A 19,788-nucleotide genomic window follows, 5' to 3' on the forward strand; every position below is an offset into this window, starting at 1 on the left:
AGCCGGTTTCGCGGCAGGAAAAACCCACGAAAGGAAGAAATTGTATGGTAACGCAATTCCGTAATTACATGGAAAATCTGCTTCTTTGGGTCACAGATCCTGAAGCAGCAAAACGCGCCTGGCGAGAGCGCCGTACACAGGCCATTCGCATAGCGCTTGGCCCACAACTGAGCGCGGATACTCGCGGTTGGCCGGCCAATCAGATCCTCCACGATGATGTGATCGAGGCCCTCCCATCGGATCGTGCGTCGCTTACGCGCCGCGCCTTCTATGGCCGCGCTGCATTCCATGCGGGCGCTCGACTCCAGAAGCGCCTACGCGCCCGGAATTTCGCGCTGAGCGTCGGTGCGTTCTTCCTGGTATCCGCAACGGCCTACCTCTTGGGTCGCAACGGTTCCAGCCTCGCCTGGCAATGGGGTTCGATCACTGCCGGTCTCTGCATCGCTGTGGGGGGGGGGTACGTTTTCCGTTGCTCACTCGGTCTGACGCCTGCGGCTTGGCGCCTGATGGTCCCTGCCGGCCCGCTGCTGACTGAGGATGAAATCCAGGATGTGAAAAGGTTCGGCTCTCGCGTGTTGCTGCGCGTAACTCCGCCTCGGACTCCTGCCGATCTGGTAGGCTCGTATCGATCATGGACGTACGATCGCGACGGCAATCCTGTTGATGGCCAGATCGTGCCCGATGACCTATCGGTGTCCTACTTGCGCAAAGCCCTGGTTGATGAGTCGATGCCAATGGCTGTCGCCGGAATCGCCATTCTGCTGGCCGGTCTATTCGTCGCTTCCGATTCCCTGAGCTGGTTCATCGCGCCGGTCGCCGCCGGCGGCGCTGCAGCTTGGTCGTTCCTAGCGATCTTCGATCTGTCCTCGATCGCTAAGACCCGAGCTGCGGCGGCCCGCGAGGCCCTGGCGGTCTCTGCCTATCCCAAACTCATTGAGCAGGAAGGTAAGAGCAAATTCGCGGACTTCGATCGCGCATTGAATGAACAGATCGAACGAGCAATGAGCGAAAAGTCTTCGTTCATCAACCTGGGCACTGCAACTGATCTATTTGCTGAACGACGTGATCCGTATAGCCCCGCCCAAGCGGGCATGCCTTTCGGCCTGTCCGTGGGGGACCTTTCGACGCACATGCTTGTGCTGGGCCAAACCGGGACCGGTAAAACGGCAGCGGTGATTAGGCCAGTGATCTGGCAATGGCAAGAGGCAAAAGCAGGCGGCCTGCTGGTACTGGACGGCAAGGGTCAACTTCCGAAAGAGCTCGCCGGCCTGCCCGGTTACCAGGTTATCAGCCCCGAATCGTCGAACTTCAACGCCATCCAGAATCTCCAGCCGGATGAAGTCGCCGATACTCTTTTCCAGCTATTCAGCTCCGATAAAGGTAACGCGGGCGACGTTTCGGGCAGCGAGTGGGAGCAATTCGCCCGTGAGCTGCTGCGCAGCACGGCGAAAGTTCTTGCCCTCATGAATGCCTTGGAGCCGGTCGAGTGGCCATGGAATCTCAGCTCAATCTACAAACTCGCATTTGAGCCAAGTAGCCGTGATCGCGCAAAAGAACTGATCGAAGGCGATTGCATGCATCTTCTCCCTGGACACCTGCATCGTGCTTATAACTCGTTCATGGTGCGCCACCTGCAGAAAGCCACCGAAACCCGTTCGTCCATCGAACTCAATTTGGAAACCTGGCTCGGTACTCTCATCAATGATCAAGAGCTTGGTGCGTGGGCTGACTGCGTTGAGGGTGTCGAGATCGAGGACTGCCTCTACGGCGCAATGATTGGGCTGGCTCTACCTGATACCCAGAGTGGCATTGCCATTTCGGCGCTGGCTAAGCGTCGCTTCTATAGCGCGATCAAGCGCCGTGGCGACAACTGGAAAACCGAAGGTCAGGAGCCTGTGCTCCTGGTCGTCGACGAGGCACAGGATCTGGTTTCGCATGAAGAGCTGGCGATCCTGCCTAAAGCCCGCTCGCTCGGTCTGTGCGCGTTGTACTCGACTCAGGGCCTCGATGGCCTGCAGGTTGCACTGCAGGACGAACAGGCCACGATCATGCTCCTAGATCAATATCGTTCTGTGGTGAGCATGCAAGTCGGCTCTGAGATGACCCTCGACTACGTTTCCCAGCGCTTGGGGGCTGCACCTCGCGTGGTGTTTTCTGAAGTCGCTGCGAACACAACCGATCCGGTGGCCACCGCGAACCTTTACGGCGCCAATGCTGGCGGTTACTCCACCGGAACCTTGGCTGCCAAAGCGCAGACAACAGACGAGATGATCAAAGTGGGGCGCTCGTATAGTCATGTCGGCCAAGCTATTAGCACTGTATCTGAGTTAGCGAAGAAGCTGGGCGCTGAACAGGCATGGCAGCAGCTGCCTGCCGCAATTCGTCGGGAGCGGCCGGCTGGCAGCGTAAAAATTGGCGAGATCCCGCTCGTGTCGGCGGATGAGATCCGGTCGCTGACGATGAATAAATTCACAGCGCTCGCGTCGGTCAATCGCTGCGGGACAATTCGTCGCGCCCAGATCCGGCTCAATCCCATGTTCGCATTCCCGAGCGAATCGGAAAACGTACTCGCCGCTGAGGAGGTGGCAGCATGAAAAACTCTTCCGCTCATCTCCTCGCCCAGCACGGCGAACTGCTCCAGGTCAGCGCTGTTATCACCGGCGAGCCCACAAACGACAAGGCCGGACGCTTCCTGAAAGCGATCGGCGTCGCTGCGCTCTGCATCGCCGTTGCAGCCGGCTCGGGCCACGTTACCCAGGGGATCCGCGAAGAAGCTGCGCGCGTAGCGGCTGCGGAGAAAGCCGAGGCGGAACGCCTGGCCGAGGAAAAACGCATCGCTACGGTAAAAGTTGCCGGACTACAGAAGCGCATGATTGCCATGCAGACTCAGGTCAGTACTGAGCGTGATGCGCTGCAGGAGCGTTTCCAGCGGCTGTTGGCAGACAAAGACAAGGATCCCGCCGTTGCCGAAATGCTGCGCCGGTATCCAGCACCGTACAAGCCGCTCCAAGGAATTGATCCCGTCGCATTCGAGTCATTCATTGATCTCGATCGCGAAAGCTGGATCGCTACCGGGACAAGCCCGAAGCTCGATGAGCACTACCAGGCTGAACGGGCGAAAGTCCAGGCAGGTGCTGAATACCTACGCTACGTTAATGAGGCACTGGAGCTGAAGGCTCCCGTGTCCCCGACGCAACCCGCTGCTTCTCGCTCTGTGCCGACTGTGCCTGTAGCGCCGGATCCGGTCATTCGGCTGGAAACGCCGGGGCCTTCGCCGGCGACGAAACCGCGCACGGCGCCGACTGGCGTGCCTGGCAAAATCCAGGTCATGGATTGGTAGTCTGGCCGGCTCGCACCTCAAAGGATCCCGGCCTCGGCCGGGATCTTTATGCCCGCTGCGCGGGCCGAGCCCAGAAGGGAAACGGTGAGCGCCGGGGCGGGACATGTCCCTGCACACCAGCGAACATTGTCACGGGGAATGGAGGATTTGAAGGATTGCTGCGAAATTGCACTCCGCTTGACCATCCGCTTGCATTCGATCTGACCAGTCATTTGCATTCGTTCTGACCACCGATTGCATCGGATTTGACCAGCACGCTTTGTAACCATGATCGGCAGAGAACGGCCAATAGCTGCCATTCACAAGGGCTAATTTCGAGCTATTGCGCTGAGATATTGCTATCGACCACAAGGCAAAGCCGCTCGCTCCTCCTCTGTCCAGCACCGCTCCAGAAATATACATGCTTGGCAGCAGGTCCGGCTGTCGATAGCTTGGATGAGGCACCGCGCTTCGCGACGGTCCTGAACAACTTGGTGTGCACAGTGGTGGCGCTGAGTATCAACAAAAAACGCTGGAGGATCGACCGTACGAGCACTGATTGCGGAATGCATCGTGGCATCAGCTCCGCATTCGGCCCAGCTATGATATCGGCATTCTTGCACTCGGGGTTCTGCGAGGAGAAAGTGCGTCGCACTACCAGTGGCAACGAGCCATTCGTCCGCTTCTGGTAGTGAATCCACCGGCGCTTTCGACAAACGATCGCTACGGAAGCCCGGAAAGGCTGAAAGCTCAGCTAGGGTCAGTTCGCCACCAAGTTCCATAGCGCATGCTGCAACCAGCGCGGCACCATGGGCGCGAACTTCATCCAGGTGCGGCGCAAGCGTTTCGACGTCATCATTATTCCGTCGATAGTCGAGTTCGACCGGGGTCTCGTTGTGGATCACTGTGAATAGAGCACCATCTTTGCGGGTAACGAATAGTGCTGGGTAGATCAGGATACGCGGTCTGGGGGTGAACAGCTTACTGCCGGTTCGCTCATAGTGGACATGCACACCCTGAAAGGCGCCGGAGACTTCGCCCAGCTCCAAGTATCGCCTCAGTTGTGCCGGACGCAAAGGCACCGGTGCGTCTATGGTCAACGTCGAACGATGGAGAAGGTCGAAGATTTCCTCCGCCCGCTCCTTAAGCTGTGCGCGTGTGAAGGTCGCGATATCGTCTGGCCGAGCAGCGCCTAGGAAAGTTTCAACTGGCGTCTTAAACACCACCATCCACTCGCCGCTGATGATGACGGCTCTGGGTAAGTTGTGGCTGTAACGCTCCTTGAGTGTTTGGACATAACCGCTGACTTGCCGCAGATAGCTGTCCCACTCTCCAATGATCGGCGAAGTATCCTCGGCCTTTCCTCCCCGTATATGTTGGATCGCTGCGACAAGTAGTGCGGCCTCACTATTGTGTTGACCGTCCCCTCGAGCCGAGATCGCAGGTTTGTCCCAAGCTTTGGCTTCTATCAGCAAGAGTGGTGTCCCACTGATGTCGGCGACACCTACATAGTCCATGAATCTCGTGGTGTTCGCTTGTAGGCGTGCCTCTTCAAGGACATTGCCCAATGCGCCAAGTCGCCACCCAAGGTGTGTAAGCAACTCATCCACGAATAGCAGACGCGTATCATGCTCGTGGGGACGGCGATTCGGGTCGAGCTCTGCGTAAGGGTCTCGCTGCGGTCTTGCTAGCTCCCGCTCTAACGTAATGAGGAGGTCGCTGAGCCCCCGCTTAAAGAGGTTTTGTAACGCAGCCCGATTCACTGGATAAATTCCGGCAGGCGATAAAGCAAGCGCCGTGCCGCCGGCCATCCGGCGTCCATGAAGATTTCTAGGCAGTCAATTAGCTCTGCGCGCCTGGCTGAGTCCTCAAAGATTTCCTTGTGGTCAGCAAGGAAGACACCTACGAGTTTGACAAGTAGGTCCACGCCCAAAGTATCGTTTTGATAGCCTAATCGGGTACTCGATTGAAGAATGCTAATTGCTAAATCGAAGGTAGTACCCGCGTCTACATCGACTAAGCGCTCGACGAGCTGAAGCAGATAATATGTGGTGTGCGGTTGAGCATACTCGCCGATCCGCTTTAGGAGATCTGCGTTTTCTTGTAGGAACACCTGCAGACCTGAGCGGAAATCTGAATCGTTGTCAGCCGACCGATTGCTATTCTCGTCAGTCGCAAAAAACATCTGCATACCTGCCGTGTCGATCAGCCGCGCGCACTCCCGAACCTCTTCACTTGCTGTCCCGTCCAAATCTGGAGCCATGACATACCTGGCGAGGCGGGTATTTGCAGCATTTACAATGTCAGAGACAAGCGTTTGGGAGCGCTGGCGGATGCTGACGTACTTGTCGGGGGTATCAGCGATCCCGGCAACAATGGCGTCGCGCAATGTGGCTAAGATTGTATTTGTTGCTTCGGAGTGCTTCCACGGCTCCCCTACCCATTGATCGATAACAGCCTTTGCCCCTGTCGAGTTATAGGTGACCCAAAGAATTGTGAGGTTATCTGCGATAGCTTTATGCAGACGCCGTTCTCGATCTGACCCCGATGTCTCCCGCTGTGACAGCATCAACAACAACTCTAGACTTCGATGCTGATCTGAATGTATCAAGCGAGAGACGACCCCACCAAGAAGATGCTCGATGACACTTAGGTTAGGTTCGTTCGTAAGGTGCCCATTCAGAAGATGCCAGAATCGATCACGATCTAGGTCCCAAATTCGGACAAGACGGACCGATGCGCTCAGCCGGACGGCTGGGTGGGAATCCGAAAGCAGATCCTCCGCCTGCGCACCCAGTTGGGGGTAGAGATCTGCTCGTTGGGCAAAGAGATCCCAATAAGCTTGCGCTGCTTCAACCCGCGCTGCGGGGCTCCCCCAAGCAGCAGACTTTTCGAACTCGGTCTCCGTGTCAGCCTCAAGCTCAGGACTTTCGGATCTGGCAGCTATTTCCAACAGTGCTGTAAATTCTGCATCTTGTTCAGGCGTAGGAGGCACCTCCTTCGATACCAGCAACTGTCGCGATACGATGGCTTCGCAGCCTTGACCAATGATCCCCTCCGCATGCCGCTTAAGACCGACGTGTGCTACATCGTCATCTAGTAGGGTTTGTATGGATTTGAGCGCTGCGAGCGAGTCTTTAAGGGAGGTCACTGCGGCATCGTCAGACTTCGATTCAAGCCCAAGCAGTCTCTCCGCGGCTTTGATCGCGTTTATGACAGGCGAGTTCTCAGGCGCATCTTTGTCTAGACCTTGCATCCAGAAAAAGTCCTCCGGAGTGCTCCAGCCGGAACGGATTGTGAATAGCCTGTCATTTGTTGCGGTCTGACCTTGGGCAGAGGCGTCGCAGATTCGGCGAGCTTCGCCAGTGATCAAGTTTTCCCTGCCGAGCGCACCGAAAAGGCGCTCTAAGAAGGCCAGGCGAGCTTCGTCGTAATGTGTAAACTGCGAAAACTCGAAGTGAAGCACACTCTCTTCGAATGCCTGCCGTTCTTCCGTTGAACGTCGAACATAGCCTTTCGCAACGAGATCAATTGCGTCCTTTCGAGTATCGGGGAGAACGAGAAAGGGCTCTGTCACTGCTATGGGCCAGAGCAGGTCTACTAGACCATCGGAGCGCTCGACAGCGCAGAGGAACATCCGAGACCAGAAGATCGCTAAAGAAGCCTCATCGATTAGGATGTCGATCAAAGCCACAGCCTCAGGCTCGGTTGCGGCTTTGAGGCGCTCGCGCAACTTGGCCACTAGGCGCTCTGCATCACGGTCGTGAGTGCTGTCGGGATCATGCGCCCACACGTAGCTGCGGTCTTCTCGCAGATGGATTGATCTTCCTCCAGCCTGAATCTCTATGTTTAGGGCTTCGTCGGAGATTGCATGCTCACGTGCGACGTATCCTTCGATCGCATTGACGACAGCCGTAATCGCAGCTCTTGGATGCAGTTGTAGAAATTTTGGCAGGTACTCGCCCAGTGACCATCGTGCCATCCCGTAATCCTGCCGGGCATTGGAGGTAAGGTTGAGGATTTGGCTATGGTTGATCCTGGTCTGGTGATCGTCCGTCACTTCGTAATCAAATACCGTCCGGTAGACAACTGTAGCGACGAACTCTGGGTCGACTTCTCCGATTGCTGCAATCTTGTAACAGACCGTTGGTACCTCGGCATGCCCGAAACGGTCTAGTCGATCGCGGTCGAACAACTGGGCTATCAAGCCTCGAGACGCAGCGATGTCACTTCCGTAGGTGGCAATGACGAAATCAATGGCGCTCCTGACAATGAACCCCGGCTCGGGCTGGATAAGCCCGTACGTCAATAGTGCGCGTGCGGCTTGGCCAAGCATTGGTTTGAACGCGTCATCTTCGGTTCTTCCAATAAGATTGTGGAGCAGAAAGCGAAGAGTATTTGCGACGTTGCTCGGCGCAGTCGCCAATCGATCGGCGAGACAAACCCATGGCCCCAGAACTACCTCCTTTTCGTCTTCCAGCCGCACAGCCAAAGCACCTGTGACATGTGACAGGGTCTCTAGAGCCCCCTTGTTACCCGCGATGGCTAGATTCCCGAGTTGAAGGCAATCATTGGCCGAAGTTGGAAACTCTGCACCCAATCGGCCAGCAGTGCTGCGGATGATTGGGTCGGCATCTTTTTCGTTGATGAGGTTGCCCAGTGCCCCCCAAAAACGCCCGTGGTCAGGGTCAGACTCCCAAATTTCGCGAAGTACGAATCCAAGTGCTGGTGATAGCATCAGTCCCAGCGCGTCAATCTTACTGAATCGATAAGTCCTGTTACTTATAGCGCTTGGGTCTAGGTAGAGCCGCGCGGCTGCATAGTCGAAGAGGAGATGATGTCGGAACTGTACCCACCGTTCATTATCAACGACCACGAGTACACCCTCTCTGCAGAGGGTGTCGATCATGGCCGGGGCGTCAAATGCCACCTCAGATTTTGGTGCGCGAAGCGCCCGCGCCTTAACCATGAATTGCACCACGCGGCTGAGGCTACTCGTTGCTGGTGAACCGTGGCCTTCCACACGGTGCTCCCAATAAAGGCGTAATAAGTCGGCTTGGGAAGCGACTGCGTGTAGTTTCTTTACCGCGTTACCCGAGATCAATTCGCTCAGAAGTCGGGTATTGAACGGCACCATGGCCAAGTCACGCAGACGCGGCGGCGAGTTTGCAAGACACGTAGCCAAGGCAGGTGACTGTTGGAGGAGTTGCTCAAACTCCGCTTCTGACCACGAGGGCACCTGAATATGTGAAACGTTTGAGAAGGATGGATCTGCGAGCGACGTCTGCGGCGGTGTTCCTCTGAAAAGAGCACGTAGCTGTTGACCCATGCGCAGGTCGAAATTACGAATCGATGCCACAACGTTCCAGCGCCCCTTCCGCTCAAGAACTCGCTCGATAAGAGTTCGAAAGATGTTTTCGCCATGACCGCCGCGCGTTGCGTCCAATGCATCCACAATTAGATAGGCCTTCCCCGGTCCGTCCCAAGCTTCAAGGACATCAAGGATCGGATGCTTTAATCCGACTTCACGGGATAAGCCTTCGAGGCTTTCAATTGAGTAGCGATCAACGGCAAGTTGAAGAACATCTAAACCGTCCTCGTCCAACTTCTGAGCAAGAGCATTCAGAACACCGCTCTTGCCAGCTCCGGGCTCACCGATAATGAGCAGGGGACCGCTACGCACTGCCGCCTCAATCGCGGTTTGGCAGTCGCGACGCACGGACAATGATTCGCCGTTGCCTACGTCGATCTTTTCATAGCTGGCGAGCGCTTCTGCGATTTGCTTAGAGTGTCGCTTAAGCGCCTGGATATCACTGAGATACTCGGGAGGTGCGTTGAGCGCGATACCACGGCTGGCGAGTAGTTGTCGCCAGACGGGCAGGTCACCGCCGCCACGCTCCTTCATCAACTGGCCGCTTAAATCGGACAAGGACGCGAACGCTGCCGCGGCATCTACGTCTGGTCCAAAGACTTTGATAAGGGAGCCGCTCGCTAACGCGTACCCTTGGTCTCCGTCAAAGGTGAATATGTCTACAAGTTTCGCTAACTCCAGCAGCAGATCATCGTTAAATGGACTTTTGGTGACGCTCGCCCAAGCCCGCTCGACCAAGCTTGAGAACACTTGATAAGCGCGTTGCTGTGCCTGGTTGAGTGCGCCTCCGCCTGGCTGTGAAACGAGGCGTAGCGCGGCCGGTAAATCGTTTTTAATCTGGGCTGAGGCTTGAGGGCTTACAGCCAGCACCAATCGGTCTCGGACCGGATCGAGGGGGCGATTCCACCCCATAGTGCCATCACCTTGCTGAGCGACGAGCCAATGACGAACGAACTGCGAGATTGTCTTCCCCAACGGTGAGCTAGGGTCGTCACTAAGATTTGCAGTTGTCTTAGCCTGAACGGCGATGTAGCCGCCGACGCTGGTCTTGATCAGCAGATCGTCGACGGGTGCCTCTGTTTCGAAACGGACCCATTCAGGAGTAGCGGCCCCAAGGCGAAAGCTGTCGTCTAACCTGTCGCCTGCGAGAATCCATGATGAGAAGAGCGCCCCGAGCTGTTGTTCGAAACGTATCCCGGCGCTGGTCGCAGCGCCACCACCACCTATTCGGTCACTGGGAGAGGGATTTTGCGGTGTGTGGGTCAAGGCACATTTCCGTTCTACGTCTGACAATTGGGTAGTGATAGCTGGGTTCACTCGCATTAGCAACCCGTCTAGTCACAGGCTGTCCACCGTGATCGGACTTGAATCTGCGTTACATCTCCCATTGTTGCGCCCCCTTCTACCCGCCATAACCACGCCAATGCATTGTCTAGGCTTCACTCAGCGTCTGCTTCTGGCCGTTCTCTGCCGGTCATGGCCACGCAGCGTGATGGTCAAATCCGATGCAAATGATTGGTCAGGTCGATGCAAATGGGTGGGCAAGTCCATGCAATTACCCAATTGCTCTAAATTCGGTGATAGAAACGAAAAAACCCACCGTCAGGTGAGTTTTTCGAGAAGCACTTTCATATGTCCGCGGGTGGAGGCTTTCGCCCTCGTTTCCCTCGGCTAGTGGATTCAATATAAGGATATTCGCACCAGGGCGCAGCCTTTTCTTCTTCCTTTTTCTTATATCCTTGCAGCACTTCCCTACGCAGAAGAGCTAGTAGCTACGGGAATTCAGACAGCTAGAAGCTGTTTAATGTCGTCATCGTTCAACATGAAAACCGGCGACGAGCCTTCAACCCCGGGGCTTCCCATGATGGCGAGGGCAACGTACATATCCCTCGTAAGAGCAAAGCCTTGCTGAGCGGTCGGGGGGGTGAAGTCGCCTTTGAATTCCAAACCTGCACGCTCATAGAACGGAATCAAATCGTGATTGCAAAGCAGGCAAGTGCCTTGCGAAAAGTCCAAGACGCCATTCAGCAACTGAGTGCCAATGCCATGTCCTCTGTAGGGCTCGAACACGAAGATTTTGTGGCAGTAACGTGAGATGGAGGGATCCGGGTGCACGAAGAATATGGCATAACCGTATAGCCGACCGTTTTCATGACTCACTGCAACCTTGAGGTGACCTGCGCGGTAGCACTCTTCAAGGATGCCGACCACGTGTTGAATGGCTTTCAGTGTTCCGGCTTTAGAGAAGGCCATGAAGTGCATGGCGAGCCCAGGTTGAGCCAACAAATCAGCCAAAATACCCTTCGCATCATTCTCAAAAATCGTCGGCAGAAAAGTGTCAACGATGTCCTGTGGAGCTTCGTGCAGCTGAGTCATACCGATTTCCTTGTCAGTTTTCACGGATGCGAAATTCGCATTCAAGTGCTGTCAAAGCCCACACGCGGCGGGCTATAGATTTTCCTGTGGGCCTATTGGCCCCAGGAATGTTCCCCATCAGATACAGCCCATTTGGACGGTCACCTCAATCAGTGCTGGAGCAGTACACGGCGGGCTGACCGGTGCTTCAGGAGCAGGCCAGTAGAGCAGAATAATACTGGCCAGCACTTTGATCAGGACGCCATGGAAGATACCCAGGCACCAGGAACGGAGGTCAAACTTTTGCATCTGTCGTACTCATGGTGGTTGATGACGACAGTTACCATAACGACCGACTTGCTCCTTTCAAGCAACAACCAAATTATTTTTCGGCATGCCTCAGAGTGGTCCCCTGCCCCCTAAGAACAGGACGATCCATGGTTTTATGCGGGCTCAATTTTTTGAGTCTCCCCTTTCAAATTCGGTCAGATCATCTGCCTGATCCACGCTACATTCTCGATACTCAACAATTTTCTCTACCTGTATTTCCCTACCCCAGGGTGTGTAGTACGCCATTTCTCTGATGCGCTCATGCACCTCATATGTTTTCCCGTCTTCACGAACCACAATTTTCATAGCGTTTACCTCGTTATTGGCTAAACCCCATTGTGGCCCCAAAAAAACACCCTTCCTGGGCGAGGTTTGCATCCTTGGTGCGTCGCCCGGCATGCGTAAAAAAGCCCGCAAGAGCGGGCCGTTTATGGAGCAGTGAGCGTAAAGGCGGTTAGTCGCTATACGGTACTTTTTTCAAGACTTCGCTTTCTTCGACTCAATGAGGTCGAGCACTTTTTGCCCATCGGGCATGCCCGACATGGTCTTCAGAAACACCACATTACGATCCAGTGCTTTCTTGATGGCAGCCGCCGAAAGAGGTTGCTCAAGAATCGTGAACCCCTCCAGTGTCTGGTAATGGCACTCGTCCTTTTCACCCTCATGCTCGCGCATTTGCACCTCACCGGTCCCTCGACCATAAGCCACGATGCCTTTGCCGTTCTCGTACAGAAACACCACCTCATCCTTCTTGATACGGTTGATGTTCAGCTTCCAGGGCGAGTAGAACGCCGCAGCCGCTTTGTGAGCCAACATCCATTCATGGTCATCATCGGTATGGGCCTTGTTGGTGTTCAAAATGTGGAAGCCGGCGGCTGGTTGTGGCTCGGCTTCCTCCGCCAGGGCTAACTGAGCTAACTCGGCCTTTTCTACGTCGTCTAAAGCCGTTTGGGCAGCCTCGGCACCCTGTTCAAGCAATTTGAGCATGATCTCTTGCTTCGACAGCTCTAAATCATTGGCCAGCGTTTCGATGAAGGTATGCAGCGACTCGGGCATTCTGACGGTGGAAGCGATCGACTCTTTTTTGGCTTTTTTGGAGTTTTCGATCAGAGAGAGGATGCTTGTCATTTTTGAATCTCCTTTGGTTAAGTAGAAGCACCATACTTTGATTCATTTTATGAATCAACTGCGATTCTAAAATAAAACCTAGCTCTGAATCGAATTGGTCAACCTCTTAAAACTAACGATAAAATGTGTTATCACCAATTTTTTGGAATCTTCAGGATGAGCATCAAGGAACCGTTTGAAATCCGCGATGGCTACGTCATTGTGGATTCCATGGTGGAAACCTACGCGGAAATCGCCGAGGAGGCCTTTGGCCAATTTTTGTTTGAGAAGGCTAATCCTGTGCCTCGTCCGCAATGGCCTAGCGACGCCACGGCCTACGACGAACAAGAGTCCAGAAAAACGGTGTCCGGGCTAAAGACCATTGTTTTCTCTGCGATGGCCATTGAAGCAGCGGCGTATGAGTTTGCGACCATCCAGCTCGGAGAACACCTTGCAAAATCGTATCTCGACAAGCTGGATTTGGTAGGCAAGTGGCTCATCATCCCCAGGCTCGTTTGCGGTCGATCACTTCGAGAGGACGGCCCGGCCATCAATGGACTTAAAGGCCTCGTCAAAGCACGCAACGCTCTGGTTCACCACAAGTCGACTGAATGGGACCGTGCGGGTAAGGCTGAAGAGGCGATGAAGCGGCGCTGGGCGTCATTCGACCAAGTCCAGGTCCCTAACGCCTTCAAAACGTTGATTCTGCTTTCGCTGGAGGTGAATGCTGTGCTCGAGATCGACGGTCCGCTTCCCCCTTTTGAAAAGGGTTGGATTTTTGCTAAACGACGCAATTTGCTCGTAGACGAAGCTGTTACTGGGTGCCGTGAAGTTCATGGCGATAACTGGCGAGGAGTTTGATGTGTACGACGACCTGATGGAAACGTTCGAGCCAATCCGCGATTTCTTCCAGCGTCGCCAGGCCAAATGGCTCAATGCACAAGCGTCTCCGGTCCAGCTGTTAACCGAGTGCCGGGCTGCTGAGCGCGATACCTTCGTGTTTCCCGGGCAGACAGGCGTCGCCGCGATCCAGCGCGATTGCCAGCACGTGGGATACGTCAATTTCAGCATCAACCCGCTACACGATCGGCTGTATATCGGCATGATCAAGATAGAGTCGGAGCATCAGCGCCGCGGGATCGGCCTGGCGGTACTCTGGCGACTCTGGCAAGAACACCAGCTACCGATCGTACCGATTCAGCAGTACGGCGCATCCGGTCCATTCTGGTCGGCAGCGCGTCGGCGCTTCGCCGCGGCCGGCGCACGGCTTGAAGATCAACTGTACGTCTGCCAACTGGAGGACGCGAAACAGCGCTGGCAGCACCTGGTGCCAGAATCTGAAGTTGACAAGTCGATCCGTGAATACTGGGAATGGGTCGCGGCCGAGCACGCGGTGGGTCGTCCTGCAGGGCCGGGCATCCCATGAATCGCGAAGGTCCAGCAGTGGCTGGGCATGCCAATATCAGCACCACGCGCATATACGATCGGCGAGCTTCCAGACCGGAAGACTCGCCGACATATAAAGTGCGGTATTAGATACCGCCGCCCTGCGGGGGCTGTGGCGGTCGGAATGGGGTGATCGCCCGGCTTATAGATCCCGTCAGAATCTGCCGGGTGCTTATAGAAAGCCCCCCCATAATCCCCTGCATCGAGTTCTCGTAAGGATTGAGGCCCGGTTCGCTGAGCGAAATCATATTGAGCACACTACGGGGAAATGAGGTGATCAGTTGAGCACTGGTGACAACTACGTTCCAGGACAGCAGGATAATCACTACGACCATCAGCAATCCGCCGATCAGAATCCCTCCGAGGCTTTCCAGCGGACGGCCGACATCGGCGACACCAGGATCAAACATCCCCCAAAGTCCCATAGCCATCGCTTGGACCATTGCCAGGCCGACAGCGCTAATCACAATCGCTGCTGCCAGGCCACCCACGGCCAAAGCAGGATAGAGGAAGATGAAGATGAAGGCGTTCCACCCTTTGGCCGACAATTGAGAGGTGTGCTCTTCGCCTTTCGGTGCGGCCATACCAGCCGACCAGAGCGTCACTCCGAAAAAGGTCGTAGCAACGGCTACGAGCCAGCTGATTGCCCCCATCAGTCCATAGATTGCAAACAATAGAGGCATCACGTAGCCAAGCAACCCGCCGGAGACAATCATTACTCCTCCGATTGCTTTTGGCAGCGTCCCATCAGTGATTGAGTTAAGACCGGGGATATATTTCGCGATCGTCCCGCCCGCAAAAAATCCAATGCCAGTGCCAACGAGCGAGCGTCCCCAGGACGCAATGTTGTGGATATTCTGGTTCGAGGGCCTGGTCGTGGACTTGAGGATGTCGAGCGAAAAAACTCTAGCCAGCAGCGACTTTTCAGCACCAACATTTCCAGGTTGAATCTGTGCCAGGGCTTCGCTTTCGACCAGTTTTGAGAGCGAGTCGCCCGGAGTCATCGCCGAAAGCGTGGATTTTGGCATCATCTGTGCGGTCGCGCCCTCTGCGTAGCTAGCAGCACGTGAGAAGTCGCTCGCTGCGCGCAACACGAAAGTGCCGCCGAGCATCCAACCCCAGTTCTTTACTTCGTCAAAATACGCTTCACTACGAGCGGCCTGGTCAGTTGCAATCGTGGTGCTGATGGTTTGCTCAACCATGGTTTTGTACCAGTCTGCGGACTGACTAGCCCATGTGATACTTTCCTCAAAAAACGTCTTCGCGTCCCCTGCCCCCACAGTCCCGTCCCGAGCCAAAATCGCCTGCTGGACGGCATGCTCGACCAGACCGATCCAGATCTGACGCTGAGCCGAGGCTATACCGACCTCGATAGAGGCGGCATTGTTTTTCTTGACCTGTTCATACTCATCACTGCATGTCATTGACGACAACCAACCGGATTGGCAAAACCACCCCTCGGTTTCCATCTCCCCCTCGACCGTACCAGTAACCGCGTCGGGATCGATCAATCGTTGGACACCCATGCTGACAGCACGGGCCAATTCGTCGCTCGGAGGAATTAACGGTATCTGTAAAGATCGGCCCGCGTTTGCGATATACACGCCTGCAGCAGCGGCTTCAGTCGAGCCCGCAGCTGGATACTTACCGCCGTAAACCTGATTCCATTTTATTTTTAAAGCCTCATTCGCAAGGTCACGACTCGATAGCGAATTTAATTGATCGTTCGGATCTCGGAATATTTTCAGACCAGCGAGTTGGACCGCTGAGATTTTCCAACTGTTTAGCATGTCCAAAGCGACTTTCGCGTCGACTTCAACTCGGAATTTCGGATCACTAAACAGATTATGGCGATGCATCAGTTCAAATGCATTGTGTTGCATCGTGTCGCCGAATTCGGCCGCAGATTTTGAGACACCGGCCACAAGAGCGTGTCCTGGCGTCAAAGTGATCTGAATCCCGCCGGCACTAGAGACAGGAATAACCGGTGCAATTAGAGTCAAGGCGAAGATCACCCGCAGCGGGTAGAAAAAAGCCTCGTTTCCATCTTTTGCACCGAAAAAATTCCCGTTGTTTTTGAGTCGGAAAATTCCGAGAAATATAGCCCAGGCCGCGAGGGCGCCGAACATGGCTAGGCCGACTGTTGAAAAAGCGGATGCAAATATCGTCAGTGGTGTTACGTCCTGAGCACCTATTCCTGGGAGTTCTGCCGCATCAAATATCCAACGACCGAAAAGCCATGTCAGTACAAGTGCGGAGAAACTATTCATTCGATAGCCCTCACCCGCACACAGTAATCATTAGGCAGCACTCGCCCTATCAACAACGACGGTCGTTTAAAAATCTCTCGCAAAAATCGCAACGGGTGTGGTGCGCTTTGCGTATAAGCCATATGAATGCGGTAGGCATTCTGAAAAAGCAACATCAGCACCATATTCAGAAAAACGCCATTAGCGAACAGAAGCATTTTGCCCTGCCCCCAGCTTGCGACAAAATAAGCAAGCACAGCTGCCACACTAAAAACCAATACAAAATTGACAAAAATAAGCGACTTATAAGCCCGCCGAAGTGACTCATTCGTAACTTGACTCTTCAAACAAATGTCATCCCACAAAAGCTCATCATCAAGCTCTGCGAGATGGCGACCAGCTTTCGCCTGTATCCGTATTTCACTTACCCAATGGTAAATATTTTTAATAAAATAAATCGGAAGAGTAGCGGCATTTTTAAGCTCACGACCAGCATTGACAGTCTGACGGTAACCACTCAGGTAACCAAACACCGTTTTAATCTTACTCATGATTACTACTCCCCATATAAACAGGAGGAATTGGAGTTTCTGGAGCCTTGATTTGCATCGTGCTTTCGCTTCTATCAAGCTGCGGCATTTCACGAGCCGGCAAGACCAAGCCGAAATAAATAATTAGAAAAACGCCGATAGCTCTTGGAATCTTTACGCTTGCCTCTTTAAACATAGTTCCCGCCCTCCTTCGAAAGAATTTCCTCTACAGTTCCAGCAAGGGCTGAAATGATATAGCCGTCATGCATGCATGATTCTGGCAACTCACATGCTTTAACCTGTATCTCTCGCAGTATTGCGAGAACCTTTTTTAGCTGCTCATACGACATAACCAAAGCCTCTTCATGTTCACACACATAATTCTATGACCCTAAAGCCCAGCCATCTAATTGATTGTTCACAAACATGAAAATGCTTTTGCAATTACATAAGAATAAATTGGATGGCTATTAGCTTGATTTTCAGAGCACAAAGAAAACCCATCATAGAGCCAACCTATATTCCAGCAAAAAGCCCCAATGAAGGGGCTTCTGAACAAGCACGTAAATCAATAATGTCGAAGTATTTGCGCAACACCCGCGAAAAATTCTTCGGGATGGTTGGAATGCGTCTCTATATCATTTTCCGAAACATACGCTGACCACTTGCCATTTTCATATACAAATTTAAAAGCATCTGTACCAGCAGTTTGGCGGCTGTAACCGCCGATATTGTCTATCGGACGCACCTTCTGAACGCCATTTATCAGCAGTGACATATATCCGGTGTCGCGATTGCCTCGCTCATTCCAGAAAGTGAGTTGAATACTTTCTGCCTTCGGTCGCCCTACAGCTTTATCCAAGTATCGAGAGGTCTTTTCGCTGTACACAGCATCAGCCGTCGCGGTTGCCGGCATGACCTTATTCATCTTAGGTTCGCCACAGCCGACAAGTGCAGCCAAAACCATGGTGACAACGATGATGCTCAGCTTTTTCATAATCAGATTCCTCAATTTAATGTGCCAGGATCTCGTCCTGCTGTAACAGCGGGGCGGTATCGAGACCTGGCAAAGGAGCCAGACGTAGATTCGTTACTGCGTCCGCTCCATAGCCACGGGCTGCAGCGGCGCCTTCAGCTTGATCTCCACACGACGATTCTGCGCCCTCCCCTGCTCCGAGCTGTTGCTTGCGATCGGCTGCGACGGACCGGCACCGAACACCTGAATGCGATTCTTATCAATGCCCTGGATCATCAGGTGCTTACCGACGCTAATAGCGCGCCTCTGGCTCAGCTCGATGTTGCTAGAGTTGCTACCGACACTATCGGTGTGGCCAGTGACCTCAATGCTGTTTTCTCCGTACTGCTTGAAGGAACCAGACAGTTTGTCCAGGTTAAACTGGGCAGCAGGAGACAGTTCGGTCGAGCCATTAGCGAACGTGATCGCACCAGGCATCACCAGCTTGATGTCATCGCCTTGGCGCTGTACGTCGATGCCAGTGCCAGCAGTCGCTTTGCGGAGTTCAGCCTCTTGACGGTCGGCGAACACGCCGTAACCTGCGCCGGCCAAGCCACCGATACCAGCGCCAATAAGTGCGCCTTTACCACGGTTGTCCTTGTTGATCAGCGCCCCTGCTGCGGCTCCTGCGATAGTGCCGATGGAGCCCCAGGTCAGGGTCTGGTTGCGGGAACCATCCTGATCCTGCAACCCAGTACCAGCGCAGCCAGTGAGAGAGAAGAGAATGCTGGTAACCAGCACGGAGGTAATAGCTTTTTGCATGTCGAGGCCTCTAATTGTTAGTCGTAGAATGGAGAAAGTGCGTCCGAGCCAGTTGATAGAGTCAACCGGATATATACGAATAACAGCGAGCACCCGACCGGGCTATTTTAGTTATTGCCTCCCTACCCCTATCGCTGCTCGGGGGTAGTTTGGTACACAGCGATTAACTGCTACTTACTTTCTAGGCATAATTATGTACCAGCACTACCGCACATACAAGTAACAAACCGCCAACTTCTTCATGATAAATATATATCACAAGACCAAAAGCCATATATAATTAACGACAACAAATAACCGCTGCAGACTAACGATGAATACTTTCGAAAGAGACAGCTCGCTCGATCTGATTAAGTGGATCGCACTATTTACGATGATCATCGATCACACCTGGTTCGTGCTACCAAATGAAATCCAGGAAAATCTGTCCTCGATGCGGATGATCGGTCGACTTGCATACCCCTTATTCTGCCTCGCAATTGCGGCAAATGTTGCCCGGCAGCCAATCAGTTGTCCAGTCGGATTGAAATATCTGAGTGGGATATTACTATTCGCCATCCTGAGCCAATGGCCGTATTCGAGATATTTCGATAACGGGCATTTAAACATTCTGTTCGTTATAGCACTTGGGCTAGTTATCGCTCAGGCGATGCATCATCGGACTCCCGGACTGATCTTATGCGGGATCCTAGCCCTGTTGATCACAATCGCGCTCCGTCCGGTAATGAGCTATGGCGTAGCTGGAGTGTTGTTACCTACTGCACTGGTAATCGCGCTTCAGGCACGGAAGCTAGAGATTAAAATCGTAAGTTGGTCCCTATCCGCTCTTCTCGCCGCTATCGCAAATGTTGGCAGTTCGATTTTGCTGTTGCATGATCTGCCACCGATGGATCATGCGGTCATCACCGCAGCCGCATTGGCACCAGTGCTCGGACTGACTCTGCTGCAGATCCAGGTGCCACCGTTACGCTCCGTCAAAGGATGGCTCTACCCAGTTTATCCGATTCACTTACTACTTCTCAGCTCCCTATCAATATCGTTCTGATGCCACCTAGCAAGCGCTTGGACGCTGAGGATTCACTAGATCGCGCGGGATCTCTTCGCCCTTCGCCTGCCACTTCATAGCCTCCAGGATGCGTGTCGATGCTTGAACTCACCTCCTTCCCTTCCGGGGCCTCTCAAGCGCCTCAGGCGCTTGATCAAAGATTTGGCATGCCTTCTCGCAGGCGCGCAGATACCCCGACGATAAGCACTCCTATGGGTCGAGGGTGAAGGCTCACCAGGAATGCCAATCAAAAAAAGGG

16 protein-coding genes and 1 pseudogene are annotated in these 19,788 nt (G+C 54.0%); 6 read left to right on the forward strand and 11 right to left on the reverse strand.

Annotated elements, in window-relative coordinates:
* Positions 1-44: 44 nt before the first annotated feature.
* Together C5F70_RS30855 and C5F70_RS19660 are read left to right on the forward strand one after the other, a co-directional pair.
* Positions 45-2,594, forward strand: a complete 2,550-nt coding sequence (locus C5F70_RS30855) for a type IV secretory system conjugative DNA transfer family protein (protein WP_177410563.1) — start codon at positions 45-47, stop codon at positions 2,592-2,594.
* On the forward strand, positions 2,591-3,340 hold the full coding sequence (locus C5F70_RS19660) for a hypothetical protein (protein ID WP_104903917.1): 750 nt from the start codon (positions 2,591-2,593) through the stop codon (positions 3,338-3,340). The genes C5F70_RS30855 and C5F70_RS19660 overlap by 4 nt, the downstream gene beginning before the upstream one ends.
* Before the next feature lie 338 nt (positions 3,341-3,678).
* Here the strand turns inward: C5F70_RS19660 and C5F70_RS19665 are convergent, their stop codons facing one another.
* From C5F70_RS19665 to C5F70_RS19685, 6 genes are all read right to left on the reverse strand, one after another.
* Positions 3,679-4,836, reverse strand: coding sequence for a hypothetical protein (locus C5F70_RS19665; RefSeq protein WP_158683871.1), 1,158 nt, complete (start codon positions 4,834-4,836; stop codon positions 3,679-3,681).
* 242 nt (positions 4,837-5,078) lie between these two features.
* Positions 5,079-9,956: an ATP-binding protein gene (locus tag C5F70_RS19670; protein WP_104903919.1), complete on the reverse strand. Its 4,878-nt coding sequence runs from the start codon at positions 9,954-9,956 to the stop codon at positions 5,079-5,081.
* A gap of 516 nt (positions 9,957-10,472) precedes the next feature.
* Entirely contained in the window at positions 10,473-11,066 is a 594-nt protein-coding gene (locus C5F70_RS19675; RefSeq protein WP_104903920.1) for a GNAT family N-acetyltransferase, read from the reverse strand.
* A 117-nt stretch (positions 11,067-11,183) separates the two neighbouring features.
* Positions 11,184-11,354, reverse strand: a complete 171-nt coding sequence (locus tag C5F70_RS30635; protein ID WP_158683872.1) for a hypothetical protein — start codon at positions 11,352-11,354, stop codon at positions 11,184-11,186.
* Between the two features lie 144 nt (positions 11,355-11,498).
* Entirely contained in the window at positions 11,499-11,681 is a 183-nt protein-coding gene (locus C5F70_RS19680; RefSeq protein ID WP_104903921.1) for a hypothetical protein, read from the reverse strand.
* A 171-nt stretch (positions 11,682-11,852) separates the two neighbouring features.
* Positions 11,853-12,503, reverse strand: a complete 651-nt coding sequence (locus C5F70_RS19685; protein ID WP_104903922.1) for a hypothetical protein — start codon at positions 12,501-12,503, stop codon at positions 11,853-11,855.
* A 156-nt stretch (positions 12,504-12,659) separates the two neighbouring features.
* On the opposite strand from C5F70_RS19685, the gene C5F70_RS19690 reads away from it, so the two are divergent.
* From C5F70_RS19690 to C5F70_RS31185, 3 genes and pseudogenes are all read left to right on the forward strand, one after another.
* Positions 12,660-13,343 (forward strand): hypothetical protein, encoded by a 684-nt coding sequence (locus C5F70_RS19690; RefSeq protein ID WP_104903923.1) that lies wholly within the window; start codon positions 12,660-12,662, stop codon positions 13,341-13,343.
* 1 nt (position 13,344) lies between these two features.
* A complete protein-coding gene (locus tag C5F70_RS19695) occupies positions 13,345-13,908 on the forward strand; it encodes a GNAT family N-acetyltransferase (protein WP_256588298.1) in 564 nt (187 codons plus the stop codon).
* Positions 13,909-14,018 (forward strand): annotated as a pseudogene (locus tag C5F70_RS31185) (integrase); the annotation flags it as partial.
* Here C5F70_RS31185 and C5F70_RS19705 read toward each other — a convergent pair.
* From C5F70_RS19705 to C5F70_RS19725, 5 genes are all read right to left on the reverse strand, one after another.
* A complete protein-coding gene (locus C5F70_RS19705; RefSeq protein ID WP_104903924.1) occupies positions 14,015-16,198 on the reverse strand; it encodes a hypothetical protein in 2,184 nt (727 codons plus the stop codon). The pseudogene C5F70_RS31185 and the gene C5F70_RS19705 overlap by 4 nt on opposite strands.
* On the reverse strand, positions 16,195-16,728 hold the full coding sequence (locus tag C5F70_RS19710) for a hypothetical protein (protein ID WP_104903925.1): 534 nt from the start codon (positions 16,726-16,728) through the stop codon (positions 16,195-16,197). The genes C5F70_RS19705 and C5F70_RS19710 overlap by 4 nt, the downstream gene beginning before the upstream one ends.
* Entirely contained in the window at positions 16,721-16,903 is a 183-nt protein-coding gene (locus C5F70_RS19715) for a hypothetical protein (RefSeq protein ID WP_104903926.1), read from the reverse strand. The genes C5F70_RS19710 and C5F70_RS19715 overlap by 8 nt, the downstream gene beginning before the upstream one ends.
* Before the next feature lie 372 nt (positions 16,904-17,275).
* Positions 17,276-17,704 (reverse strand): hypothetical protein, encoded by a 429-nt coding sequence (locus C5F70_RS19720; protein ID WP_104903927.1) that lies wholly within the window; start codon positions 17,702-17,704, stop codon positions 17,276-17,278.
* Positions 17,705-17,797: 93 nt separating this feature from the next.
* The gene (locus C5F70_RS19725) at positions 17,798-18,484 is read right to left on the reverse strand and encodes an OmpA family protein (protein ID WP_104903928.1); all 687 of its coding nucleotides are present in this window, start codon (positions 18,482-18,484) and stop codon (positions 17,798-17,800) included.
* Positions 18,485-18,797: 313 nt separating this feature from the next.
* Between C5F70_RS19725 and C5F70_RS19730 the strand changes: the two genes are divergently transcribed.
* Positions 18,798-19,529: a TraX family protein gene (locus C5F70_RS19730; RefSeq protein WP_104903929.1), complete on the forward strand. Its 732-nt coding sequence runs from the start codon at positions 18,798-18,800 to the stop codon at positions 19,527-19,529.
* Positions 19,530-19,788 lie beyond the last annotated feature (259 nt).

It is taken from the genome of Pseudomonas sp. LH1G9 (assembly GCF_002949975.1).
In the GTDB taxonomy this organism is placed as follows: domain Bacteria; phylum Pseudomonadota; class Gammaproteobacteria; order Pseudomonadales; family Pseudomonadaceae; genus Aquipseudomonas; species Aquipseudomonas veronii.